Origin of the sequence: Mycolicibacterium elephantis DSM 44368, from assembly GCF_004014805.1 — a bacterium.
Classification (GTDB): domain Bacteria; phylum Actinomycetota; class Actinomycetes; order Mycobacteriales; family Mycobacteriaceae; genus Mycobacterium; species Mycobacterium elephantis.
On sequence record NZ_ATDN01000012.1, the window covers coordinates 85,714 to 107,909 of the forward strand.

A 22,196-nucleotide genomic window follows, 5' to 3' on the forward strand; every position below is an offset into this window, starting at 1 on the left:
CAGCTACCACGGCATCAGCTGCTGTATGACGGTCTTTTCAACTCGAAGCGAACGCTGTAGAGCAGCCATTCACATTTCACGCCAATCTTCTCGGCCTGCACCTGCACTTGGTCCGCCAACTGCGCGTTGGGTTGGCCGGTGATGATCATCAATCGCGCACCTCGCAAGCCGTCAGCTTCAGCTCGATGCTTGAGAGCCGACATGTACTTGGCTGCCTGCGCGACAATGCCCTGGTCGGGCCATTTAGCCTTCAGTTCGATTCCGACGAGTTCCTTGCTCTTGGTGTCCTCCGCGACCATGTCCGGCCGTGAGCCGGGTGCCAGCATTTTCTCGCGTTCTGTAAGCCGCAAGTTGCGCACCGCTTGGCCTAAGAAGTGTCTGTTCGCCCAAAGGAAGTGACCGAGCTCGGCTTCCTTCTCGAAAAGCTGACGAGCGGGACGTAAGCCTTCTACCGGCCGCTTGGCGTCGAAAAAGTAGATCCGCGTGTCAGGCGTGTTGTCGGTGTCCAGGAGGTCGGGACTGAAGTCAATGCCCGCCGCGTGAAGGCGATTGCTGAGCTCGTCAAGGAAAATGCGCGAAGTTCGCTTGTAGCCAGCTTCTCGAACGAGCACTCCTAGCTTGCTGCTCGGCATATGTTTGAGCAAGCGCGCCGACGCGGGTACGTCTCGAACCCGCCGTCGCGTCTTTTCCACGAGCCGCTCGATACGATCTTTTTTCGTCAACTGAGCAGCCAATTGATTCTCCTCTGCGCGGTCGGAACGCTTCCAAGTGAATGTGGCAAGCGCTCGCCGGCAAGTCAACCACGCTGGGGACCGCGGCGTGCCGAGATGAGCCTGGGAGACACGGTTTCGAGCAGCTTCCGCTATGGCTGGCCGGTCGTACGGGTGAGCGCGAGGACGGTGGGATAGATCGAGCGGACGACAACATCAGGGAACTGAGCCAGCAGCGCCATGACAAACGCTGAACGCTTCACGTTGAGCTCGTTGAGGAGCTCATCGTGGCTTAATTCGCCTTTGATCTTCAAGTTCCAGGCGGCCACGATCATCCACGCCGGAACGAGTTGCGGTGCGGTTTCGAGCCGTCGAAACCGTAAGGTCTCGACCCAGACCCCACTCGCATCGAACCGGTCGATCCAGTTCGGTCGCTTGTTGGTAAGTGTGTCGATCTCGGCATGGGCTTCGAAAACGGCCTGAATTCGTTCGAGCAGATCGTCATCGAGATTTTTCAATCGCGGATGCGTAGAAATTCTGCACCTCCTCGTCTGCCCGGTCGAGGCCCATAAGCCGCTCGACGTACGACACAGACGGCACAACGGGTTTTCAATCGAGACCCCGTATCGATCGCCAAGATAGCGGGTTCTCATCGTCTATCACCAAGAACTCGGATCTGCGGGCGATAATCTTCTGGTGCGAAACGGTGGAACACTGCTCTTCTATGGGTAATGAGTCGGCCGATCCGCTGCTGCTCGGTCAGCGGGTCGTGGCCATCCTCGAAACCGGTCAACGCGACGCCACCTACAAGCTCGCGACCCTGATGGCGCTGATTGAACACTGCATTGAAAACCTACCCGAGCAGGCCACCGATACGCTGCGGGTGCCGATCCCTGAGCTGGCACACCGGGTGCTGGCGATCTACTGGCAACAAGTTCGCCCCTTCGAGGGACATGAGCTCGCACAACGCAGGACTGGGAAGAAAACGCGGATCATCGACGCGACCAAGGAGTTGCGCGATGCGGCGCGCACCGGGGACACCGCACTATCGCTGGAGGTCGCGATGTTGCGGGCACCCAAGGCCTATCAGAAGGCGATCGACAAAATTGTCATCGCACTGGCCAAGCAACCGCTGCCGAGGTTGCAGAAGCTTCCTGGATCGGCCACCAGTGATCCGTTCTTGTACGACGATTCTTTTCTGGGCGAGAATGTTTCGCGCCGAACGGTGCGCCAGCACGGCGACGCAATTGTGCTCAACCCGGGGGTCGCGCACGGCCTGGCCCGACTTGCCGGCCTGCTGCGGCCGACGTTGGAGATCATGTGGGTCGAAGACGTGCGGCAGATGAATAAGTTTCTGGACGCGGAAGTGCCCGACGTGGCGGGGCATCTATTCGGGCGGGAACGAGCAGCCCTGACCGTTGTACGCGACCCATTCAAAGAAGCGTTCGGACCGCACTGTTTCTATTGCGGCACCCACCTGCCCGCCAATAATCCGATCGATCACGTGCTGCCATGGTCGCTTGTGGGTATCGACGGGCTCGCCAACCTCGTATTGGCTTGTGCCCGGTGCAACGGCGACAAACGACACGCACTGCCATCAGTAGACATCGTCGATCGTGTTCTCACACGGGACCGCGACACCCTCGAGGAGATCGCCGCCGACCTGCAGTGGCCGACCCAGCACGAGCGGGTCACTGCGGCAGCACGGGGAATCTACCGCGGCCAGCCCGAAGGAGTCCCAACGTGGGCTGGTTACAAGCAAACCGAGCGGCTCGATATCAGCTTTCCGCCGTGGTGGATAATGACGGGCTAAACACCCCGAGCCTATGGCGCCGACGCAACATCCTTCGCGGCGGAGACCGTCGCCGCCGTCCGAGCCTTTGAGGTCGACCTGTGGTGGAGATGGATCCAGGAATCTACGAATTACTCGTCACTGAGGCGCTCCGCGCACGGGTTAAGAACGTTGACAGTACTTTGCGTCCCACACGTCCTCTGCACACGGCCGAGGCGGCCGATCGGATCGCGCTGCACCTGAGCCGGGAAATCGAGAGGTCTCTCGAGGCATTACCTGACAAGGACCGCGTCGAGGTCGGCATCGAGATCGCGCGCCAACTGATCCAGCGACTGAGCGAACTAGTCGAGACTGACACCTCCGCCGCACCCGTCGAACCAGGTGAGGTTCTTCACGCGATTCTCGAAAGGAGACCTGACGGGACACCGCGTACGTTCACCGAACCGCTTATCCCTCTTCTCGACACCACGCTGCTCACAAATGCTCCCGGTGATCCGGTCCTGATGACCCAATTGGACGCCGAGATCGACTCCGCAACGGACGGTATCGACGTCGTGATGGCATTTGTCCGCCGCAGCGGCATCAACCCCCTACTCAGCTCACTACGGCGTCACTGCGAACGGGGGAACCGACTGCGTCTGCTCACCACGATCTACACCGGTTCCACCGAGCGGGCAGCGCTGGATCAACTAAGCGACCTCGGCGCCGAGATCGGCGTCTCCTACGACGTGACCAGCACTCGATTGCACGCGAAGGCGTGGATTTTTCATCGTCGGTCCGGGTTCTCAACCGCGTACGTCGGCTCATCGAATCTGACTCATAGCGCCCAACACACTGGCCTCGAGTGGAATGTTCGTGTCTCGTCGGCGCGAAATCCCGATGTCCTGGCCAAGTTTGAGGCTGTGTTCGAAAGCTATTGGCAAGGTGGCGACTTCATTCCGTACGATCCCGACCAGTTCGAAATGGAAACACGGCGGGCCACTCATACCGACCAGGGCCCACATGTTGTCCTTAGTCCGATCGAGCTGCGTCTTGAGCCTTTCCAGGAGCGATTGCTCGAACAAATCTCGGTATCGCGCACTAAAGGGCACCATCGCAACTTGCTGGTCGCCGCGACCGGTACCGGAAAGACCGTCATGGCCGCTGTCGACTACGCGCGCCTTCGTGAAAAGTTACCACGCGCTCGGCTGTTATTCGTCGCTCATCGAAACGAAATTCTTGATCAGAGCCTTGCCACATTTCGATATGCCTTACGCGAAGCGTCTTTCGGTGAGAAGTGGATTGGCGGATCCCGGCCTCAGCTCTTCGACCATGTCTTTGCCTCGATCCAAAGTCTCAATGCCGCCAACCTGGAAGATCTACCGCCCGATCACTTCGACGTTGTCATCATCGACGAGTTCCACCATGCGGCAGCGCCCTCGTACCAAAAACTTCTGGACCATGTGCAGCCCCGAGAGTTGTTGGGTCTTACTGCCACGCCTGAACGCAGCGACGGCCTTTCGATCCTTCATTGGTTTGACGACCGCATCGCCGCCGAATTGCGACTGTGGGATGCCATCGACCAGCAGCGCCTTACACCGTTTATGTATTTCGGGATCCATGACGGACTCGACCTCACCGAGATCCCCTGGCGCCGCGGCCGCGGTTACGACCTCGAAGCGTTAAGCGACCTATACACCAGCACGGACGCTTGGGCGCGCACCATCGTGCAAGAGGTGCAGCGGCGAGCGGAAGACCCGCGCTCCATGCGGGCTCTTGGGTTTTGCGTCAGCATCGACCACGCTAGGTTCATGGCGAAGCACTTCAACAAGCACGGCCTCCCTGCCGTGGCGGTTTGGGGTGATAGCCCGCGGGAGGAGCGCAAGGCGGCGTTGCGGCAACTGTCCGCCGGTGAGATCCGTATCGTCTTCTCGGTCGACCTGTTCAACGAGGGGGTCGACGTGCCCGCCGTCGACACCGTACTTATGTTGCGTCCCACCGAAAGCCCGACGCTATTTCTGCAACAACTTGGCCGTGGTCTGCGGCGGTCGAAGGGCAAAGCCTTTTGCACGGTCCTCGACTTCGTGGGTACGCATCGCCGTGAGTTCCGCTTCGACCGCCGCTATCGTGCACTCATCGGTGGCACGCGTCGCGATATTGAACGCGCGGTGCAGCAAGGCTTTCCGTTCTTGCCGGCCGGTTGCTACATGCAGCTGGACCACAAGTCGTCAGAAATCGTGCTGCGTAGCCTGCGCGAGGCGATTCCCACCCGTTGGCCTGCCCGCGTCGAAGAGTTGCGGGTGGTCTACAACAGATATCCCGACGTCACGTTGTCGAAGTACCTCGAGGAGTCCGGGCTGGACTTGCCCGATGTGTACGACGGGTCCCGGAGCTGGTCGGATTTGTGTGAAGCGGCCGCGGTGCCGGTCGCACCCTCAGGCCCACATGAGAAGTCACTACGTAGGGCGGTCGGTCGGCTGTTGCATGTCGATGACGATGAGCGCATCGCCACCTACCGCGACCTTCTAGAGTCAACAAAGCCACCGAATGTCTCGGCGTTGCCCGAACGGCAGCGACGGCTGGTCCGCATGCTCGTCGCGAGCATCGGCGACCAAGTGCTGACGAAGGATCACTCGGTGCAGGACGCTGTCAATCTCGTCTGGGCGCACCCGCAGATACGTGCCGAACTCGCCGAGCTTCTCGTCGAGCTCGACAATCGGGTGGATCATTTGCACGGTGATCTAGAGCATCATCCCGACGTACCGCTGCAAGTTCATGCCCGTTATTCGCGCATCGAGATCTTGAGCGCGTTCGGCATCGGCACAAACGCGAAAGTCGCTGCTTGGCAGAGCGGTGTGTACGAAGCGAAAGATGCCAACGCCGAGGTGCTTGCGTTCACCCTTGATAAGAGCACCGGCGCGTTTTCTCCAACGACCCGCTACCGCGACTACGCGATCAGCCGCACCCTTATTCACTGGGAAAGCCAGTCGACCACAAGAGAAGACAGCGCTACGGGCTTGCGCTACCGCAATCACGAACGCGACGGGCGCTCGATCATGCTGTTCACTCGTCTGCGCGCCGACGACCGAGCCTTCTGGTTCCTCGGCCCGGCCAGCTATCGCGGCCATGTCGGCGAGAAGCCGATGGCCATCACATGGGAGCTGCACACACCCTTGCCGGGTGACCTGTACCAGCAGTTCGCCGCCGCCGTCGCCTGACAGGAGACATTGACGAAAGCCTCGCGGTCAACGCTGGCACTACTCGTGGAGCGCACCATCGTTGGGTTGCACCGTTGGCCCGGTACCCGACATCGAGTCCGGGTCACTGGCAACGGGCACAGGGGTCTATCCGACGCTGCTCAGGAGACCGACGCGCCGAGCTCGGCGTAGACAGCCGCCTCGAACCCGCCGAACGACATTCGAAGCTGATCGCTATAACAGTATCGCCGATTGTGACGAAACAGTTTCACATCGAAGACAGAGCACCCGGCTCCATCGTCGCTACGGGCGAAATCGATTCCAATGGCCTTGTCGTTTGGGTCGAGACGGAAGATAGCGTGAGCAGGGAACTCTCTGATCTAGCAGCCGGGATTCAGGCGCATATTGCCGACGGTTTAGCGGCGGTCAATTACGACGACCCGCTTGAATGGTTCGAATTATAATGACTCACACCTCTTTGGATATATTGGATATAAAGGTGCAGCGTGCGCGGGGGCATCGGCGGAAATCGAGCAACTGCACTGTTCTTAATCAATTAGCAAGAATATGTTTATTGTCAGCAATTCTTGCTTATCCGGAAACTTGCCTCACACGTCGCGGTTGACCGCTGTCGCCGGCGTCGTTGCGCAGAGTAGAAGATCCCAGGGATCTGAGCGACGACGAATATTGGTGAGGTGTTATTTCGGCGCCGATGCCGTCTCATCATTAGTTAAGTATGTCGCGGTGTGTAGTCTTCCGGACAATTTTGAAAAACACTCGGTGATGCCGCAGATTCGCTTTTAGTCTAAAGTAACGGCGCGGTTGAAAGTTGTGTACACTCGGGGCGTTATTCGAAAGTCTGACCTATTGCATTGGGGAGCTGTCCGTGCACTGCCCCGAGGACGGTGCGCGCTAAGTGGAGCCAAGTTTCCCGCTCGTACATGGCGTCATCATCTCCGCCGCTTATAGGAGCACCATCAGGTACGTAAGTCCAGCCGTCGACGCCCACGTCCGGCCAAGTGTAGGCGATCAGCAAGTCGACGCCGTTTCGCCATGACGCCCATCCCTTAGAAGGGGCACTGGAGCCGGGAGATAAGCCTCCCTGCTTCTCGGAGATATCCTGCCACCAGGTCATTGTTGAGCCCTCGTTCCACGTTGCCCGAAAATCGAAGAGGGTCGGCCCCCTCCCATCCGGGTCATAACTGAACGTGAATTCAATCTCGCCTGGTTCGATTTCTTCGGGCAAATCTTGAATATCTGGCATTTCGCATCCTCCGGTTCAGATTTTAGGACTATGGCGCATAGCGATCGTTCAGATGCCTAAACGAATGCGCCAATGATATGGCCGATATCAGACGCTGTGCGCCTCGGCGAAAGCCTCCGCGACCCTTTCGGCGGCGGCCGGATCCGACCCAGCGTGCGCGCAGAGCTGGAGCCACTCCGCTTTCGCTTCATCGGACTCATAATCGGAGTCCGCGCCGGCCTCTTGCGCCTCCCACAGCGCGGTCCCCGCCGCGATAGCATTCGGGTACACCTCCAGCAACATCGACCGCCCGTTCCGAGAATGGAAGTGGGCGGAAAAGCGATTAACAAGAGCTGCTACCGCATCGAAATCTACGACGTCGGCACCGGCAAGGAGAGCATCCAGGGTGTCGGCGAGAGACAGGAAGAACTTGCGATCCCCGGAGTTGGCTTCAGTTGACTCAGCTGCCCAGGCGATGGTCTCGCGAATAGGAAGTCGGTCGATCATTCTCCCGAAGGCGCTGGTTTCATCGAACCACCACGCCGCGAGATCGGGCAGACCAACGTGCAACAAGTACTCGGCAAGGTCACGCGGTGAGTCGAACCAGTCCCATCCCGAAGGGCCAGCATTCTTCAAGATGACGCTTTCGAACAAGAAGACCGAACTCGGACGAAGCGGCCTACCGACCGCTGCGTGCACCGGCGGCGGATAAATCTGGTTCCAAGCCTCGAATCCCCCTACCACAAATGTTCCTTTCACTCGAACTCAAGAGTCGCTGCCCCAGCAGCGCTGCAGGTTAGCAGTTAGCACCGACGCGAAACTGCCGAGTGGCAAGCACGCCAGCCACGGCGGCGTTCGGACTTGCTCGTGGAACTTGGACGTTGGCACGATCCGTTTGGGGTCAAGGCGTGAACGACGGAACTGACCACCAAGGGTCACGGGACGCTCGACCGATCCCATTGCGCTGCGTACGAATCGCTAGCAAACTTGGGAAGGCAGCGGATGAGGCCAGTTGCACCAACAACAGGGGGTCTGATGCCCGACGCAAGCTCGGACGACGAATTTCGCTTTCGCGAGTCCGCGGCCGCCGACTCCCCGCGACCCGGTGACGGCTCGAGCTCTGCGGCACTGGAGTTAGTGAACAAAATCTTGTCCGTTGGAGTCAACGGGCTTGGTCCGTACAAGTCGGCCGCAGCGGTTGCAGATGAGGCACTATCGGCCCACGGTGACCCGGAGATCGCCATCGACCGACTCATAGCGACCCATCGTCGCTGGGTCGGGTCCACGGGATTTGCAAGCGGGTTAGGCGGCTTGATGACGCTGCCAGTTTCGCTGCCAGCCGACGTCACCACCTTCTATATGCTGTCCGCCCGCATGTCCGCAGCAATCGCAGTTCTTCGCGGCTACGACATCTCCTCGGAGGAGGTTCAAAGCGCGATTCTGATCTCGTTGTTGGGGGCTAGCGCGGCAGGTGCGATGGGCAAAGTCGGCGCCGAAGTAGGAACGAAGACGGCGGTCGCCGGATTGAAGGCCCTGCCGGGGCGCGTTCTTACCGAGATCAACAAAAAGGTGGGCTACCGCCTGATCACCAAGTTCGGAACCAAAGGGTCAATAAACTTGGTTAAGGCAGTTCCGCTGGTTGGTGGCGGCGTTGGCGCAGGAGTGAACGTCGTGGCTATTCATCAAATCGCTAAGTATGCGAAGAGCACATTCGTGCCGATTGCTGGCGCCTAAGCTACGCGTCTGGACCGCAGGTTTCCTCGGCGGTCGGCCTGCGGCCATGAAGATGCGCCGTCCCGCCGCCCCTTAGTAGCTAACAGGGCAGATCGGATCATGCTCCTGCTCTAAGTTGTCGGTGTCGACCCACATACTCCCTGCTTGGGGAAAGATGCAGAGTCTCCCCCAACCGCGGTGCATGGAACCGCGCGCCAGTAACGTGGCTACAACCAGAATGAAGGAGGTGGCCCACCGGTGGAAGACGGCCGCTGGGTCACGATTGCTGACTCGCAGTTCGCTCACGAAAAGCAGGGGCTCGATGTCGTCAAGCAACTGCTGCCGGATGCGCCTCCGTTCCGGGCGTGGGCGAACTTCGAGTTCCGCGACAACCGGGGCCGCTGGCATGAGGTCGACTTGCTGGTGCTCGCGCGCGACACGCTGTACCTCATCGAGCTCAAGCACTACCGCGGCATCCTGCGGGGCAACGATCACGTCTGGCTACGTGACGGTCACCGCGCCGAGGACTCACCACTGCTGCTGGCACGCCGCAAGGCCCAGTACTTTGCCTCGCTGCTCCCCCGTCAGCGGATCGATGAGAAATCGGTGCGATTGTTGCCGGGGGTCACGGCGCAGGAGTTTTCTGCTGCGTTTATCGGCATCAATTGGCAGCTGCCGGCGGTCGATGCCTCTGCTCTCCGCGGTCTGAAGTTCTCATCAGCTTTACCAGATGCCCTGGCGCGGCAGACGCTCAGCGCCCGGCTTTCAGATCCATGCCACGCACAACGCGTGTCGGGCGAGAATTGGTCCATATTGAGATAACGGGGGTGCTGATGGTCGACGAGGCAGTTCGCAACGAAATTCGCAACGCGCTCGCATCATGGGATCGTGATGCAGCCAAGGTGCGGGTCGACAAAGCTAAAGATGTCCGAAGCCAGTTCGTCCAGCGATTCCCCAAAGAGCGCTGGGGGAACCTCCTGCTCGAGGATTACGCACTCGGCCTAGGGTCGCAGGACACAGTGTCGTGGTGGCTGGAATACAAGCCCGGCCTAATGCCCAGCATGAAGGGCGGATCTGCACACAAGCATCTCATATTCCGCGCCAAGGGCGGCTCGTGGAGCTTCCCCAACGAGTATGAATCCGTCGAACACGCCTGGACAGCGATCCGAGATGGCTTCGTCGAGATGCTGAACCTAGCTAGTAGCGGGCACTTCGACGACGCGGACGACATCAAGGTACTCACCGGAGCAGCGGCACTTCGAACCAAGCTGCTGTACTTGTACTTTCCTGACTCGCTCGTGCCGGTTTCGTCGAAGGCCGATATCGATCACTTCCTTCGCGCCGTCGGGGAGACGTCACCAGCGCCGACTCCGGTGCGGGCCAATCGACAATTACTTGACACTCTCCGGGCCGTTCCTGAGTTAGCCGAACTGCCTAGTCTCGAGCTCGGCGTCTTCCTGTACCACTCGAGCAACCCCCGCCCCTCACGACGAGTCGTCAAGATCGCGCCCGGCGAGCGCGGCAAGTTCTGGGATGACTGTCTCCACAACGGCTATATCTGTGTGGGTTGGGACGACATTGGCGACCTCACACAATTCGAAAGTAAAGATGAGTTCCGCGACGCCTTCCGCGAGCACTACCCCTACAACGGCGTAGAACGACAAGTCAGTCGCAAGGCTAACGAATTATGGACATTGCGAGAGTTGCAGCCGGGTGACACCGTTATAGCCAACCGCGGCGTGTCGGAGCTCCTCGGCGTCGGCACCGCTAACGATGTCGGATATGCCTGGCGACCTGAACGCCCCGAGTATAAGCACACAGTGGGTATCGACTGGGACACGTCCTACGCAGGACCGGTCGAACCGGTACCAGCGTGGGCAACAACCACAGTCTCCAAGGTGTCAGCAACGCTGCGTCGCAAGTTGCTCGGAGAACGTGGACAACCACCGAAACCAGTTGAGACCGACCAGATTTACCTTGATGTGGAAGCTGCCTTACACCGCCGCGGTCAGGTGATCCTCTACGGACCGCCTGGCACTGGCAAGACGTATATAGCCAACCGAGCAGCAGTCTGGTTTCTTGACGGTGGAAGTGCGAGCGAGAAGGCAAACGCTTTACTTGCCAACGATGACTTGCTGTCTTCGCGAGATAGCTCGCTGAGCTTTGCGGCGACCGATGATGACGTAGCACGTATTACCCGCGCGACTTTCCACCCGTCATACACCTACGAAGACTGGGTAGAAGGATTCCGGCCTCGACAGGCCCACGGTGAATCCCTCCAACTCACCCTTACCGATGGCGTACTCAAGCGGGTGTGTGCGGCAGCACGACGAGATACGGAGAACGCGTACATCGTCCTGATCGACGAGATCAACCGTGGCAATATACCGAAGATCTTTGGTGAACTTATTACGGTCATGGAGAAGGATAAGCGCGGCAGATCCGTGCAGCTCGCGCAGAGCCGAGAAAGTTTCTATGTTCCTTCCAATGTCTATCTGATTGGGACCATGAACACCGCCGATCGAAGTATCCACCTCCTAGATACCGCTCTGCGAAGGCGGTTTCAGTTCATCGAGTTGCTTCCGGAAAGTGACTTAATGGAGGGTGTCACCGTTGGAGCGCTGGCGCTTGACACTTTTCTCGATGGCTTGAATGACAAGATCCGGCAACGGTTCGGGCGTGAGAAGCAGATCGGACACGCTTTGTTCTACAAGGACGGCGAAATCGTAAGCACGGCCGATGACTTCGCGTCTGTGTTCCGATTCGAACTATTGCCGCTACTGCAGGAGTACCTTTTCGACGACTATCGGGCCTTAGCCGACATCCTCGGACCCGTCATCGACGTGGACGCGCAACGCATTTCCGAGCTGGCGCTCGATCCGGACGCACTATGCGAAGTACTGGCTAGCATCTTCGGAAGCGCCTCCGCCTGAATATGGCTCAGTCGATTGAACTAGGCGAGTACGACACCAGGCGGGTTGTAACCGCGCCGCCAACGATAGACGACCAACGTCTTGCCGAGCGATTGTCAGCGGGTGGCGATCTTCAACCACGCCTACTCGTCCAGTGGTGGGCCGACGGGACGGTTCAGGTGACCGCGTCATCTTGGATTGGGGTAGTTCGTTTCTCTCACTTCGAGGTCCGCGTTGTGCCGAAACTCGTGGGCGGTTCCTTGCGGGTGCTTCGCATGCTCGAGTACACATCGGGAGTCCGGCTACTCGCGCACCTCCCGGTGGAACGCGATCAGCCATCAGAGGGCAGGGACTTATTTGATTTGATCGTCATGCTCCTAGCCAAGGAAACAAGGGTCTTGGTGCACGAAGGTCTGATCCGGGACTACCGACCTGTTAACGACAGCCTTGACGTGATGCGAGGGCAGCTGCGACTGCGGGAGCAATACTTCCGCCGCTACGGCGCATTGCACCTTCTGGAGTGTCGCTTCGATGAATACGATGGCGATATCCCGGAAAACCAACTATTGGCAGCCGCTTTAGCGGTCGCACGCAGCCGCGTGCAGGACCCACACATCCGCACAGAAACGCAGTTGGCAACACACTGGCTCGAGGGTGTCTGCACCGCACCCAACCGCAACGCCGACTGGTACCGACGCAGGATCACGTATGGACGGCGAAATGACCGTTACCGGCCGGCTCATGAATTAGCCTACCTCGTCCTGCAGGGTTTGGCGTTTGCTGACCTGTTCGACAGCTCGTCTAGGCGCATGACCACCTTCATGCTAAACATGAATGCGATCTTCGAGCAGTTCGTCAGCCAGCTTGTAGAAGAATCGTTGGCCGACACAGTATTTCGGGTCGACCGCCTTAGGCCGCAACACAGCGCAGTTATCGTCGATGATGCGACTGACAAGACCTATAGCCGTATCCGCCCAGATATCGTGATCGTCGACACCATTCGCAGCCGAACAATACCGATCGATGTCAAGTACAAACTGTACGACTTAAAGAAATTCAGCGCAGCAGACATTTACCAGCTCTTCCTGTACGCGTACGCGCTTGGCGCTGACGCCATCGAGCGCATCGCGGGCTTGATCTATCCGCAGTCAAGCGCACCGCAGAACCGCGGGTGAGAATCCAGCCGGTTAACGGTCCTGCCGGAGCGATGATTCATGGTCTCGCGCTCGACATTCCGTCGATACTGGATGCGCTTGCGGACGGGCGCGACGAGTCGGTTCACCGAATGGTGCGTGACAAAGTTTTCCAAATCACAGATTCGACGGCTAGCCACGCGACTACGCACCGCCATAACTCATAGGAGTTCGGCTCAAGTACTGGGCCGTGCGACCTTCGGCGTCTGGCGAGGGATGTCGTCGGCCGCTACTTGCCCGACAAGATGCGCCACGCCGGCATCGGCCGCCCTCACCGAGCGTCTGCGCGGACTCTTCGAAAGCCGCGGCAGCGAGATGCGCTACCGTCAGGTCGAGCAAATCCTCGTCGACGCCCGCCGCGTCACCGGCGTGCGCTGCAAGGATGGCGAGGCCATCACCGCCCCCGTCGTCGTATCCCACTTCTTCGACCGACACCAGTCTCACCGAACCCGTTGGCGGCCGAGCATTGCTCGACTCAACCGCTCGAAAGACTCCAAGGACGCGACCATCGCGCCACTTCGTCCAGTTGGACTTCGCACTCGACGGACTGCCGAAAATTCCCGCCGCCCTACGACCTGCTCAACGAACCGGCATGCACGCCGCCAGCGCCTACGCATACGCCTTTCCCGTCGAAACCCACGCGATCAACACGGACACCTCAAAAACGAAATGGCACAACGCGTCATAGACAAAATCACCCGCTACGCCCCCGAACTTCAAAGACATCCAGATCCGCCACATCACATTCGCCCCCTACCACATGAACACCATGTTCGGCGCCCCCGCCGGCGACTTCTGCCACGGCCTACTACTCCCCGACCTGATGGGACCCCACCGCCCCGGCCCGAAAGGCTTCCGCGGCCTGTCCATCGGCATCGACGGCCTCTACCTCGGCGGCGCCGGCTGCCACGGCGGACCCGGCATCACCTTCATCCCCGGATACAACGCTGGTTACCAAGCACTCGACAACCTCGCCTGACGGCGCCCCGCCGGCGACACATGACCCCAGCCAGACAGACACACATGACCACGGGAAGGATGCGCCTCGATTCATTCCTTCGAGCACCCGGCAGTCTGATGCCCGGTGGCGGAGCAAGTCTCGCGACAGAGCCCACCTGCGGGGACGCATCACGAAAGACAACAATGGTTTTAGGCGTGCCGCCTTGTGATAGTGCCACATGCAGGGAAAGGCCTGGGGCGTCGTCGTCGAGGTCCAGATTCAGATACACCGAGGACCGCCGCTCCTCGTGGCATCTCGAGATCAACCGATTGGCGACATGGTGACCTTCGGTTCGGTAACGAGGAATCGCGGCGACATCTCTGGGTCGATGGTCTGCTTTCTGCATGAGTTCCAACGCCATCAGCTGCGGCCCGGTCACCAGAAATCCTGCCACCTGAAAAACCGCGGGCACATAGGTGAGGGTCTGCCCTATCAGCGCCTCGGACTGCGTGTTGTCGATGACGTAATGCAGCACGAATCCGCGTTGGGCCAGGACCTGCATGAACACTCCCGCGGTCGCTGCAATGTGGTCCTTGACTCCAGGTGTCCACCGAAACTGGGTCTGCTGCACGAATAGGTGACATCTGAGTTGGCTTGCCCCAGGTGGGTGAGCTGGATGGATGTCCTTGTGCCCAGGCCCTACCCCTGCGAGTTCCGCGACGACGTCGTGCGGGTTGCTCGCAACCGCGATGATGGTGTGACGGTGTCTCATCGTCCCTTCCGGCCCGACATCGGGCCACAGGACTCTAAAACTGATTTGATCTGTCCCCGCCGTTTCGAGCCGTCGTTATGCGAGTTGAAGGATCGAATAGGTGGACTTCCAGAGCGTTTCGTACTCTGTGGGACTGATATTACCGAGGTAGCTGTGGCGACGTTCGACGTTGTAAAAGTTGTCGATGTAATCGGCCATGGCGGCGGCTAATTCGATCGTGGTCCCCCATCTTCTGGTGTTGAGCAGCTCGACCTGGAGTCGGGCCCAGAACGACTCCATGGCGGCGTTGTCGAAGCAGTCGCCCACCGTGCCCAACGAGCCGAGCAGACCCCATCGCCGTATGTTCTCCCCGAAGCTCCAGGACGTGAACTGGCTGCCGTGATCCGCGTGCAGAATCGTTGAGCCACTGCGGATTCTGCTGTCTACAGCCATGTTGACAGCATTGTTCACCAACGCAGTGTCGGCTGTAGTCGAGAACGTCCGGCCCACGATCATCCGTGAGAAGCAGTCTAAGATCGCACAGCAATACACTTTGCCATCACGTGCAGGATGTTCGGTGATGTCGGTGCACCACAATTCGTTGGGCTTTGTGGCGGTGAACCGCCGATTGACCAGGTCAACGGGGGTGTCGACTCCGATCAGGTTGGGTTTTCGCCGCCCGAGGCGTGGCAGCCCGTACAGACCTAGCTCCGTCATGATCGAGTGCACGAGCTTGTGGTTGACGTTCATCTCGTAGTCAGCCAGCAGCGCGGCGCGGACCCGTCGGCGCCCGTAGGTGCCGCGAGAACGTTGGTGGATCTCGGTGATCGTATCGGCGACAATCAGCCGGCGCACCTCACGGTCTGGAACAGGGCGACGCCGGTGGTACTGCAAGAGAGAACGCGTCAATCCTGTTATTCGACAGGATGATCGGGCTGAGTGCCCCCGCGCGATCAACCCTTCAGTGATCGCGCGTCGGTGTTTTGGGGGCACCACCGCCTGCGCGTCGAACAACTCGCACGCATCGCGGGTCAAGGCCAGCTCGGCCTCGAGCGCCGCGATGCGCTTGTGGGCGGCCGCCAGTTCATCGGCCTGAACGCTGGGGACGCCCTCGATGACTCCGGCGTCGATGAGGGCTTGGCGTTTCCAGCGGAACAGGGTCGCCTGGCAGATACCGGTCTCGGCTGCGACATCGGCCACGGATTCATCTGATCGCAGCCGTGCGACAATTTGCCGGCGCACTGACGACGAGTACTGACGGGGCATGTGACCTCCCAGTGATCACTTTGCCCTCGACTCTCACAACCATGGACCAAGGACACGGGTACAGATTGATTGGACTCATTCACCGGGAACACGCCAATGACCACACCGGCCAGTCAGGCCGCGTGACCAAAACTGTCACCTAATCGTGCAGCAGACCCCCCTGCGCGACAAACAGATGACCCACGAGCTGCGAATCTTAGCTGACTCCAAAGGACGAAACTACCGTTCTCACCTGATCATTCGGAACAAGTCCGCAATTTCTACTCTGTGGCCAAGATCTACGGTTATCCAACTGCACCAACGAGATCGTCGACGTAATCCTCAAGAACTTGCAGGACGCCACTGAATCCGATGCGTGCGCGACGAGACTTGAGTACAACTGTTGGCGGCTTGGCGTGTCGATCGACACACTCCGTACCCGCGTGCTTGGCATGCTGCGTTACGACTACGACGACGTCGGCCTTCTCGCAAAGAGCGCGGAGGCGTGGACTACAGTCGCGAGAATCATCAACCTCAACCTCCACCTTCCTGCCTTCGACCAGTCGTGCGATCATCTCAGCGAACCGACGGCTAATCGGAGCGAACAAGCAGTGAAGTCCCAGGGTTTTCCCTTCGAGCACAGTCCATTTCGACTCATCCGTTGCAGGCTCATCGGTCGTCTCGAAGTTGGAATCGACCGCAGCCAAGAGTTCGACCTCTCCGCATTCGGCGTACAGAAGTCGGACATAGCCAACATCTGATGTGCGTAGTCGATAGGCGGTCTGTACCAGCGTGTCCGCGAGGGCGGACAGAAAGCGCAATCGTGCTGCAGGATCTGGACAGGCATTCCGCGCAAGGGCGTCGAGTGCCTCGATCGCCCAGTCTAGGTGTTCGTACGATCGCAAACGTCGTATCCACAGGTCGAGCGTTGTATCGACGATATCCGCGTAGTCCGGCGCCGACGGACCAGCGGATAACAATTGCCCAAAGATTGTCACCACGACTGCTAAGTCACTGGCTGTCGCGTGGTCATCGAGGACGAGAGACTCAAAAAGTGCGCGCCACAGGGGCCATGCCGTAGCGGGGCCGGTATCTTCGGCGATTCGATCGGCGTAACTCAACAGATGCGGCACAGCAGGCAGAAGACTGTCTGGAGCAGATGCATAGATTTCGGCAAGCCGATCGGCGGACGCTTGAACTTGGGTTGGCGTGGGTGCTTCCCACGTTGATGTGCCTACTTCGACGGTTGTGACCGCATCCGGCCATTCTGGCGTCGCTTCCACAATCTCGATCCACTCAGCCAAAGAGGATGGCATAGAGGACGTGACACCGAGAATCGCGGCTACGCTCTCACTCAACGAGTCAAGCCTCCGGCGCATCGAGGGCGTCTCCCGGATCTGTTCTTTATCAGAATCATTCAGGGCTTCGAAACCAGTGACCGCTTGAAGCGCTGCTTCGCAATCATCGAGTTCGAAAGCCGCAATGATCTTGACTCGGACAGCGCTTAATGAATTATCGCCATCCAGGAGAGATAGCGCACGGTCGAACTCGGAATTATCTAGTGCCTCGATCGCCAATTCCAATGATGATGCGGGCGGCGGTGGTGTTGGTGGTGGCTGGAGCAGAGCAGCCAGTTCTTCCAGGGTTGGATCTGCCGGAGTTCTGTGTGATTGCCCGCTCCTTTGTAGAAGCGCCTCGAGGATGTCACCCCGCTGGGGATCAGATGTGACTGCGAACAGCGCTGCAACTTGCTGCGCGACGGGTGAGCCAGCACGTTGTGCTGAGATGAATAGCGGCCAATATTCCGTTCCGACTTCTCGCCGAAACGTGTCGGCCAGATCCTCAGGAGCGTTGCTAGCTGCCGCAGGTATTAGGACCTTATGCCAAATAGCCTCCAGCAGTAGGTCAGTCACGACCTGGGGCCGGGGTATGTCCAACATGTAGGCCATGAGCCCCAATTTCCAGATATCTTCCCACTCTTCTAAGGCGGCGAACCGTTGCACCTCGAGAAACCGCTGATTGTCCTCAGACAACTCGCCCGTGAGCTTGACCGACGCCAATACGGAATCAAGCGTCACCGAGTCGCCATTCCGGACTGCCCAATCGAAGTCCCGAAGGAGATGACCGAGGCTTCTGGGCGCACCCGTTGTGCTCGGTGGAGCCTGCGCCAGGGTCTCGCACATCAGCAACAACTGATTACGAAGGACATCGACAGTGACGGTAGGCGCCCGCCTCAACCGGAAGCCAATGGAGTACCCATGTAACGCAAGCTCCCTGGTCTGTGCATCACCAAGGGGCAGTGCGATATCCCCAGGTTCTATGTCGGCGTACGTCGGACCGACAAATGCTGTCACATCTTCGCGGAAACGCCTTAGCGCCGTAGGGTCGGGGGCAGCACACAGATACCCAGGTCCGGCCGAGAACAAGAATGGCAGAGCGACCGGTTCGTCATCGACTAAACGGTCGCCTGTTACATCCAGCAACTGTCGCTGCGCATCATCCAAAGCATCCAGTCGAACGTTCAAGTGCGCGACCCAACGCGAAAGAAACTCCTGTGCTTCCGCTGGGTTCATCGGCCCACCCGCCGATCGAAGACTCCCCCAAATCGCTCATAGAACGACCTGCGGGCGCGTGCAACCTCAACAGGATCCAAGTCCAGAGCGACCAATTCGCTGCCAATATGGATCCCCGTGTATGTCAAATTCATTGAGCCGCTGAGGTAGAACGTGTCGCCTGCAATACCCTTTTCGTGCAGAAGATCATCATCGGCGACGATAAGATGCGGTTCTCTATTTAGGTCCGCTTGCCCGAAGGCACCACGGATTGTGTTAAGAAATGGCCTGTTATGTGGTTCATTAAGGCGTGTAGCGACCACTAGCGCCGCTCCCCGCCGCGCTCTGGCGAGAAGGACCTCAGACAATCGGACCTCGCGTGGCCCCCAAGCATCATTCAGATCCTCGTAACTCAGGGTTGAGTTATCCACCACTCCGATGTCTGATATCCATGGCGACACCAGCCACAAGCATGTGCTTGGGGCGACGAGTTCGGCGATCATGAGCGTCTGGAGAAGTTGACCTACCTCGACGCTGCTCGTCAAGCGTGAGCGACGTATTGTACGGCGTCCGGACGTCACCAGAACTCTCCGAGATAGATGCGCGCGAGAACACTCTGGCCCGTCGTCCATACTCCATCGACGCGCGGAAACCCTTGGAGTAAGCCGACCTCCGTAGGTCGATTGGCGATCTGCAGCAACGCCATGTGCATCATCTCCGGTTGCCTGACATCCACCTCGAGTACCACAGTTCCCTTATCAGACAGGGCAGCATCAACCAGTTCGCGCCAGTCTTCTTGTGTGACATCAACGTGCCGGTGGCTGTCGGCGCCTAGAAGTAAGTTGAGGCCACAGACATCGGGCGCGGGGGCAGGTTTGAAGCGATTTGGGATCTCAACACTCGAACGGGCCAATTCGGGCCCGCGCGGCCACAACAAAGTAGACAAAGTCAGGAACCGGTGAGCCTGGTCAGCGATTCCGGGCAGCAGGCCACTGATGATCGTGTCCTCGCTAGCAATCAGGGCAGCGATTCGACTGTCTACAGATACCCCGGCCTGCTGTTCAGCAGAGTCCCAAATATCAAGCAGGCGTATGAACAGTTGATCGGTCTGCGTACTACTGCCAGGTCGAAGAATTCGCGTCGTAAGCGTCGTATTGGCCACACGCTGCAGACGGAGATGTTTGCTCTCAAGTAGAGAACGCAGACGTTCGGTAGCGGTAAGAACCGCACTGTGGCCGTTGCCCCATGCCTCACGAACCTCGGCGAAAGCAGATTGCAACTCTACATCTTCGGCATGGGCACGAAGCACACCACGCAGCTGCTCGTCTGCAACTGCCAAGTCCCCGGGCCTCACCACGGAATCCATTACCCTTAGGAATCGGTGTGGATTTTCCTGCCAAACCTCCGCAATCCGACCTACAGTCCCGGTACTGCCCGGCAGGTTCTCGGTAATCCAAACCTCAGCTTGTGACTCACTTTTTCCCTCGACATCCACCGCGAGGTCATCGGTGTCGATATCCGGAGCACATATTGTGCCGGCGCCGATGATTACGCCACCGATTGTTGACCACAAGCGACTGCGAGCCCACCGGATCATCTGTGGTGTGGCTTCGCTCCAAAGGCGCGATACCCGTTCCAGAATGGCGCCGCGAGATTGATGGTCGGAGAGAAGGCTGCGCACCGATTGCAAGGTACGGCCGGGAATGTATGGCGATGCGGGATCGCTAGGATCGCTCTGAAAGGCCGGGAACATAACCTCTGCTACATCCCGAGCCAGGTCAAAGAACCCGTCATGCCCGATCCGGTCCATTGTGTCGGCCAAAGTGTCATCGTGAGCCGACTGCGCAGTGCAAAGAGCACCTATGCACACGAGCCTGAGCCAGTGGCGATCGTAGATCGAGACATCGTCAGGAAACCCTGTGCTGTCGTCGAAAGAATCCAGAGTATAAGCCCAGCGATATTCCCGAAGAAGTTGATCGTCGCTCAAAATGTCGCGTACCGCATCGTCTGGCAATGTGACCGTGATACGCAGACCGTCGACCTCCTGTTGAAAGCTCAACGCTGAAGGTTCCCCACCATTGTCGACAAATTCGGCGATACGGTGAACTCGCTGCCCCTGTCGGATCTGGTCGAGAGTGGCGCTTCGCGCATACCGGCGAACGACAACAGGTGCACCGTCTGCGTGCAGAAACGCGGACCAACCAGAGAGTACATGCGACCATCGACTTGCTTTGGGCGGGTTGAGATTACGTCCGTCTCCACACGCCGCAAACGCGGCTGACCAAGACAACGTCGCGCGATCAGACGGGTGCGCGTAAGACGGAATCTGTTCCAAGCGTGCTGCAATGGGACGCAAGCAGTGCAAGATCGCGCCGTCGCAGTCTGGCTGCGCGCCTTCCTCGGAGGTTGAGTAAACCTCGGCAATGTTGACGACCACCCTGCCGTTGGGATCCGGTTCTGGGATTGGAACCCAATGGGCCTCCGTGCGGTCAGCGACGGCGTAACGGCGGGTGACATTGCCCGGCGCGAACTCTGACAGGCCCAATTGAATACCGAGTGTGTCCTCGCGATCTGGTTGTCCTGCTCGATAAGCGGGGATAGAAACGTACAGTTCCGGAACAAGAAGTTCACCGAAAAGCCGACCGGGAATAAAGTCTGGGGCTGGCCCGCTCACAACACCGTCGGCACCCTTGCTCCCTCCGACTGCCCAACCTGTCGTCAGACGTCGGATCAGCGTGGGTAGTACGTGTCGGTAGAGCGCGCGGGGTGGTGTCCAACAAAGCGCCGTGAGCTGGTCTGGCTCGAGGTTCAACGCGTGACGTATCCAGTTCTCAAGGTCGCGACGTTCGCTTCCGCGTTGCAATACCGCCCCCAAACGCAGCGCGATCGTCCGCTGGCGTTCCGATGGAGATAGGTCATCGCCAGTCGGTCGACTCAACTCCGTCCATACATTTCCGATAGAGGGCACACGTCGCGCTAACCAGTCGAAGGTTGCGAAGACCGCCTGCATCTTGAGGACATAGGGGCTTTTAACAGGAAGACGCTGGGCCTCCAGTCGCGGGTCAATAAGACTTTCAAAAGTTTGGAAGGTGAGCCGATCTCGTCCGTAGTCGGACAGCGCTACGACTGTCCATGGTCGCATCAACGACGGTCGCCCACCTCGTCCCTTTCGCTGTAGATACCTCGCAGCGTCGTGCGGGGCCTTATGCTGAATAACAGCGCCCACGGAGTCATCATCAAAGCCTACTTCGAGAGCTGCAGTGGCGACTACGACTTGGGCATCACCCCGGACCCCACCGTGTTGAGATGAGGTGCGATCTATCGAAAGCTGATTGTCGCCAACGAGATTATGGCCCAGTTCCTGGCTAAGTCGCCAGGTCTGTCCTGCGGAATCACGTGCGGCAGCCGCTGCGGGAGGTTCCGAACGCGGTGCACGGATACTAGCGAGCGTCAGTGGTTGATACCGCCGAACAGGCCTCCCGGGTTCGTACCATCCTTCGGCATCCAAGAGATCCCAATAGAGCCTGTTTACAGAGTCTAAGCGATCCGTGAAAACAAAGGTTTTGGAGCCGAAAACACCATCACTGGGCCTGTAGTTGGGGGCGTCGAGGATCCGTGCGATTAGCATCGACAGCTGAATCGTTAACGATAGCAACGCAGTACCAACGGTGGGATCGTGGCGAAGTGCGACGATATACTCGTCGCTGACTGACTCCATCTGTTCAATCGCGGGTTCAATACGATCGACCGTCGATTCCGGGATACCTACCAGATCGGCAAAAAAGGATTCTGCGTTGATGAGAGTTGCCGACAGGCCGACGAAGTTAACGGGCGCACCTACTCCGTTTCTCCAACGACGCAACAAGTTTGCAACGTGAGCACCGTGCGTACCCAAATATGTATGGATCTCGTCGAGGAGACATAGGCGTGGCCGCCGTTCACCCGAGAGACCAAACGGTGTGCGAGCGT

Annotated in this window: 14 protein-coding genes and 2 pseudogenes; 8 read left to right on the forward strand and 8 right to left on the reverse strand. The window is 58.9% G+C overall.

Annotation, left to right across the window (positions count from 1 at the left end; all coding sequences use genetic code 11):
- Window positions 1-14: 14 nt before the first annotated feature.
- Window positions 15-734 carry a hypothetical protein gene (locus tag MELE44368_RS10055; RefSeq protein WP_128108334.1) on the reverse strand — a complete coding sequence of 240 codons (720 nt, stop codon included), beginning with the start codon at window positions 732-734 and terminating at the stop codon, window positions 15-17.
- 128 nt (window positions 735-862) lie between these two features.
- On the reverse strand, window positions 863-1,228 hold the full coding sequence (locus tag MELE44368_RS10060) for a hypothetical protein (RefSeq protein WP_128108335.1): 366 nt from the start codon (window positions 1,226-1,228) through the stop codon (window positions 863-865).
- Between the two features lie 206 nt (window positions 1,229-1,434).
- On the opposite strand from MELE44368_RS10060, the gene MELE44368_RS10065 reads away from it, so the two are divergent.
- From MELE44368_RS10065 to MELE44368_RS10075, 3 genes are all read left to right on the forward strand, one after another.
- Window positions 1,435-2,523 (forward strand): HNH endonuclease, encoded by a 1,089-nt coding sequence (locus MELE44368_RS10065; RefSeq protein WP_128108336.1) that lies wholly within the window; start codon window positions 1,435-1,437, stop codon window positions 2,521-2,523.
- Between the two features lie 89 nt (window positions 2,524-2,612).
- Window positions 2,613-5,699 carry a DUF3427 domain-containing protein gene (locus MELE44368_RS10070; protein ID WP_128108464.1) on the forward strand — a complete coding sequence of 1,029 codons (3,087 nt, stop codon included), beginning with the start codon at window positions 2,613-2,615 and terminating at the stop codon, window positions 5,697-5,699.
- A 233-nt stretch (window positions 5,700-5,932) separates the two neighbouring features.
- Window positions 5,933-6,142, forward strand: a complete 210-nt coding sequence (locus tag MELE44368_RS10075) for a hypothetical protein (RefSeq protein ID WP_128108337.1) — start codon at window positions 5,933-5,935, stop codon at window positions 6,140-6,142.
- A gap of 383 nt (window positions 6,143-6,525) precedes the next feature.
- Here the strand turns inward: MELE44368_RS10075 and MELE44368_RS10080 are convergent, their stop codons facing one another.
- Together MELE44368_RS10080 and MELE44368_RS10085 are read right to left on the reverse strand one after the other, a co-directional pair.
- On the reverse strand, window positions 6,526-6,942 hold the full coding sequence (locus MELE44368_RS10080; protein ID WP_128108338.1) for a hypothetical protein: 417 nt from the start codon (window positions 6,940-6,942) through the stop codon (window positions 6,526-6,528).
- A gap of 87 nt (window positions 6,943-7,029) precedes the next feature.
- Window positions 7,030-7,575 (reverse strand): hypothetical protein, encoded by a 546-nt coding sequence (locus MELE44368_RS10085; protein WP_128108339.1) that lies wholly within the window; start codon window positions 7,573-7,575, stop codon window positions 7,030-7,032.
- 381 nt (window positions 7,576-7,956) lie between these two features.
- On the opposite strand from MELE44368_RS10085, the gene MELE44368_RS10090 reads away from it, so the two are divergent.
- From MELE44368_RS10090 to MELE44368_RS27035, 5 genes and pseudogenes are all read left to right on the forward strand, one after another.
- Window positions 7,957-8,655, forward strand: coding sequence for an EcsC family protein (locus MELE44368_RS10090; protein ID WP_128108340.1), 699 nt, complete (start codon window positions 7,957-7,959; stop codon window positions 8,653-8,655).
- Between the two features lie 237 nt (window positions 8,656-8,892).
- The gene (locus tag MELE44368_RS27030; protein WP_128108341.1) at window positions 8,893-9,456 is read left to right on the forward strand and encodes an NERD domain-containing protein; all 564 of its coding nucleotides are present in this window, start codon (window positions 8,893-8,895) and stop codon (window positions 9,454-9,456) included.
- 11 nt (window positions 9,457-9,467) lie between these two features.
- Window positions 9,468-11,567, forward strand: coding sequence for an McrB family protein (locus tag MELE44368_RS10100; RefSeq protein ID WP_241566563.1), 2,100 nt, complete (start codon window positions 9,468-9,470; stop codon window positions 11,565-11,567).
- A gap of 2 nt (window positions 11,568-11,569) precedes the next feature.
- Window positions 11,570-12,721 (forward strand): McrC family protein, encoded by a 1,152-nt coding sequence (locus tag MELE44368_RS10105; RefSeq protein WP_128108343.1) that lies wholly within the window; start codon window positions 11,570-11,572, stop codon window positions 12,719-12,721.
- Between the two features lie 285 nt (window positions 12,722-13,006).
- A pseudogene (locus MELE44368_RS27035) lies at window positions 13,007-13,718 on the forward strand (NAD(P)/FAD-dependent oxidoreductase); the annotation flags it as partial.
- An 808-nt stretch (window positions 13,719-14,526) separates the two neighbouring features.
- On the opposite strand, the gene MELE44368_RS10115 reads toward MELE44368_RS27035, so the two are convergent.
- The 4 genes and pseudogenes from MELE44368_RS10115 to dpdJ all read right to left on the reverse strand — a co-directional run.
- A complete protein-coding gene (locus MELE44368_RS10115) occupies window positions 14,527-15,696 on the reverse strand; it encodes an IS3 family transposase (RefSeq protein ID WP_128108344.1) in 1,170 nt (389 codons plus the stop codon).
- Between the two features lie 284 nt (window positions 15,697-15,980).
- Window positions 15,981-18,248 carry a protein DpdD gene (dpdD, locus tag MELE44368_RS10120; protein WP_128108345.1) on the reverse strand — a complete coding sequence of 756 codons (2,268 nt, stop codon included), beginning with the start codon at window positions 18,246-18,248 and terminating at the stop codon, window positions 15,981-15,983.
- Complete coding sequence (dpdK, locus tag MELE44368_RS27505; protein WP_409366112.1) at window positions 18,245-18,859, reverse strand: phospholipase D-like domain-containing protein DpdK; 615 nt, start codon at window positions 18,857-18,859, stop codon at window positions 18,245-18,247. Before dpdK ends, dpdD begins: the two co-directional genes overlap by 4 nt.
- Window positions 18,805-22,191 (reverse strand): annotated as a pseudogene (gene dpdJ / locus MELE44368_RS27040) (protein DpdJ); the annotation flags it as partial. The pseudogene dpdJ and the gene dpdK, both read right to left, overlap by 55 nt.
- Window positions 22,192-22,196 lie beyond the last annotated feature (5 nt).

Coding starts and splice junctions, on each gene's coding strand:
- MELE44368_RS10065 (WP_128108336.1), top strand. CDS start 1,435: ATGGGTAATGAGTCGGCCGATCCGCTGCTGCTCGGTCAGCGGGTCGTG.
- MELE44368_RS10070 (WP_128108464.1), top strand. CDS start 2,613: ATGGATCCAGGAATCTACGAATTACTCGTCACTGAGGCGCTCCGCGCA.
- MELE44368_RS10080 (WP_128108338.1), bottom strand. CDS start 6,942: ATGCCAGATATTCAAGATTTGCCCGAAGAAATCGAACCAGGCGAGATT.
- MELE44368_RS10090 (WP_128108340.1), top strand. CDS start 7,957: ATGCCCGACGCAAGCTCGGACGACGAATTTCGCTTTCGCGAGTCCGCG.
- MELE44368_RS10100 (WP_241566563.1), top strand. CDS start 9,468: ATGGTCGACGAGGCAGTTCGCAACGAAATTCGCAACGCGCTCGCATCA.
- MELE44368_RS10105 (WP_128108343.1), top strand. CDS start 11,570: ATGGCTCAGTCGATTGAACTAGGCGAGTACGACACCAGGCGGGTTGTA.
- MELE44368_RS10115 (WP_128108344.1), bottom strand. CDS start 15,696: ATGCCCCGTCAGTACTCGTCGTCAGTGCGCCGGCAAATTGTCGCACGG.
- dpdD (WP_128108345.1), bottom strand. CDS start 18,248: ATGAACCCAGCGGAAGCACAGGAGTTTCTTTCGCGTTGGGTCGCGCAC.
- dpdK (WP_409366112.1), bottom strand. CDS start 18,859: ATGGACGACGGGCCAGAGTGTTCTCGCGCGCATCTATCTCGGAGAGTT.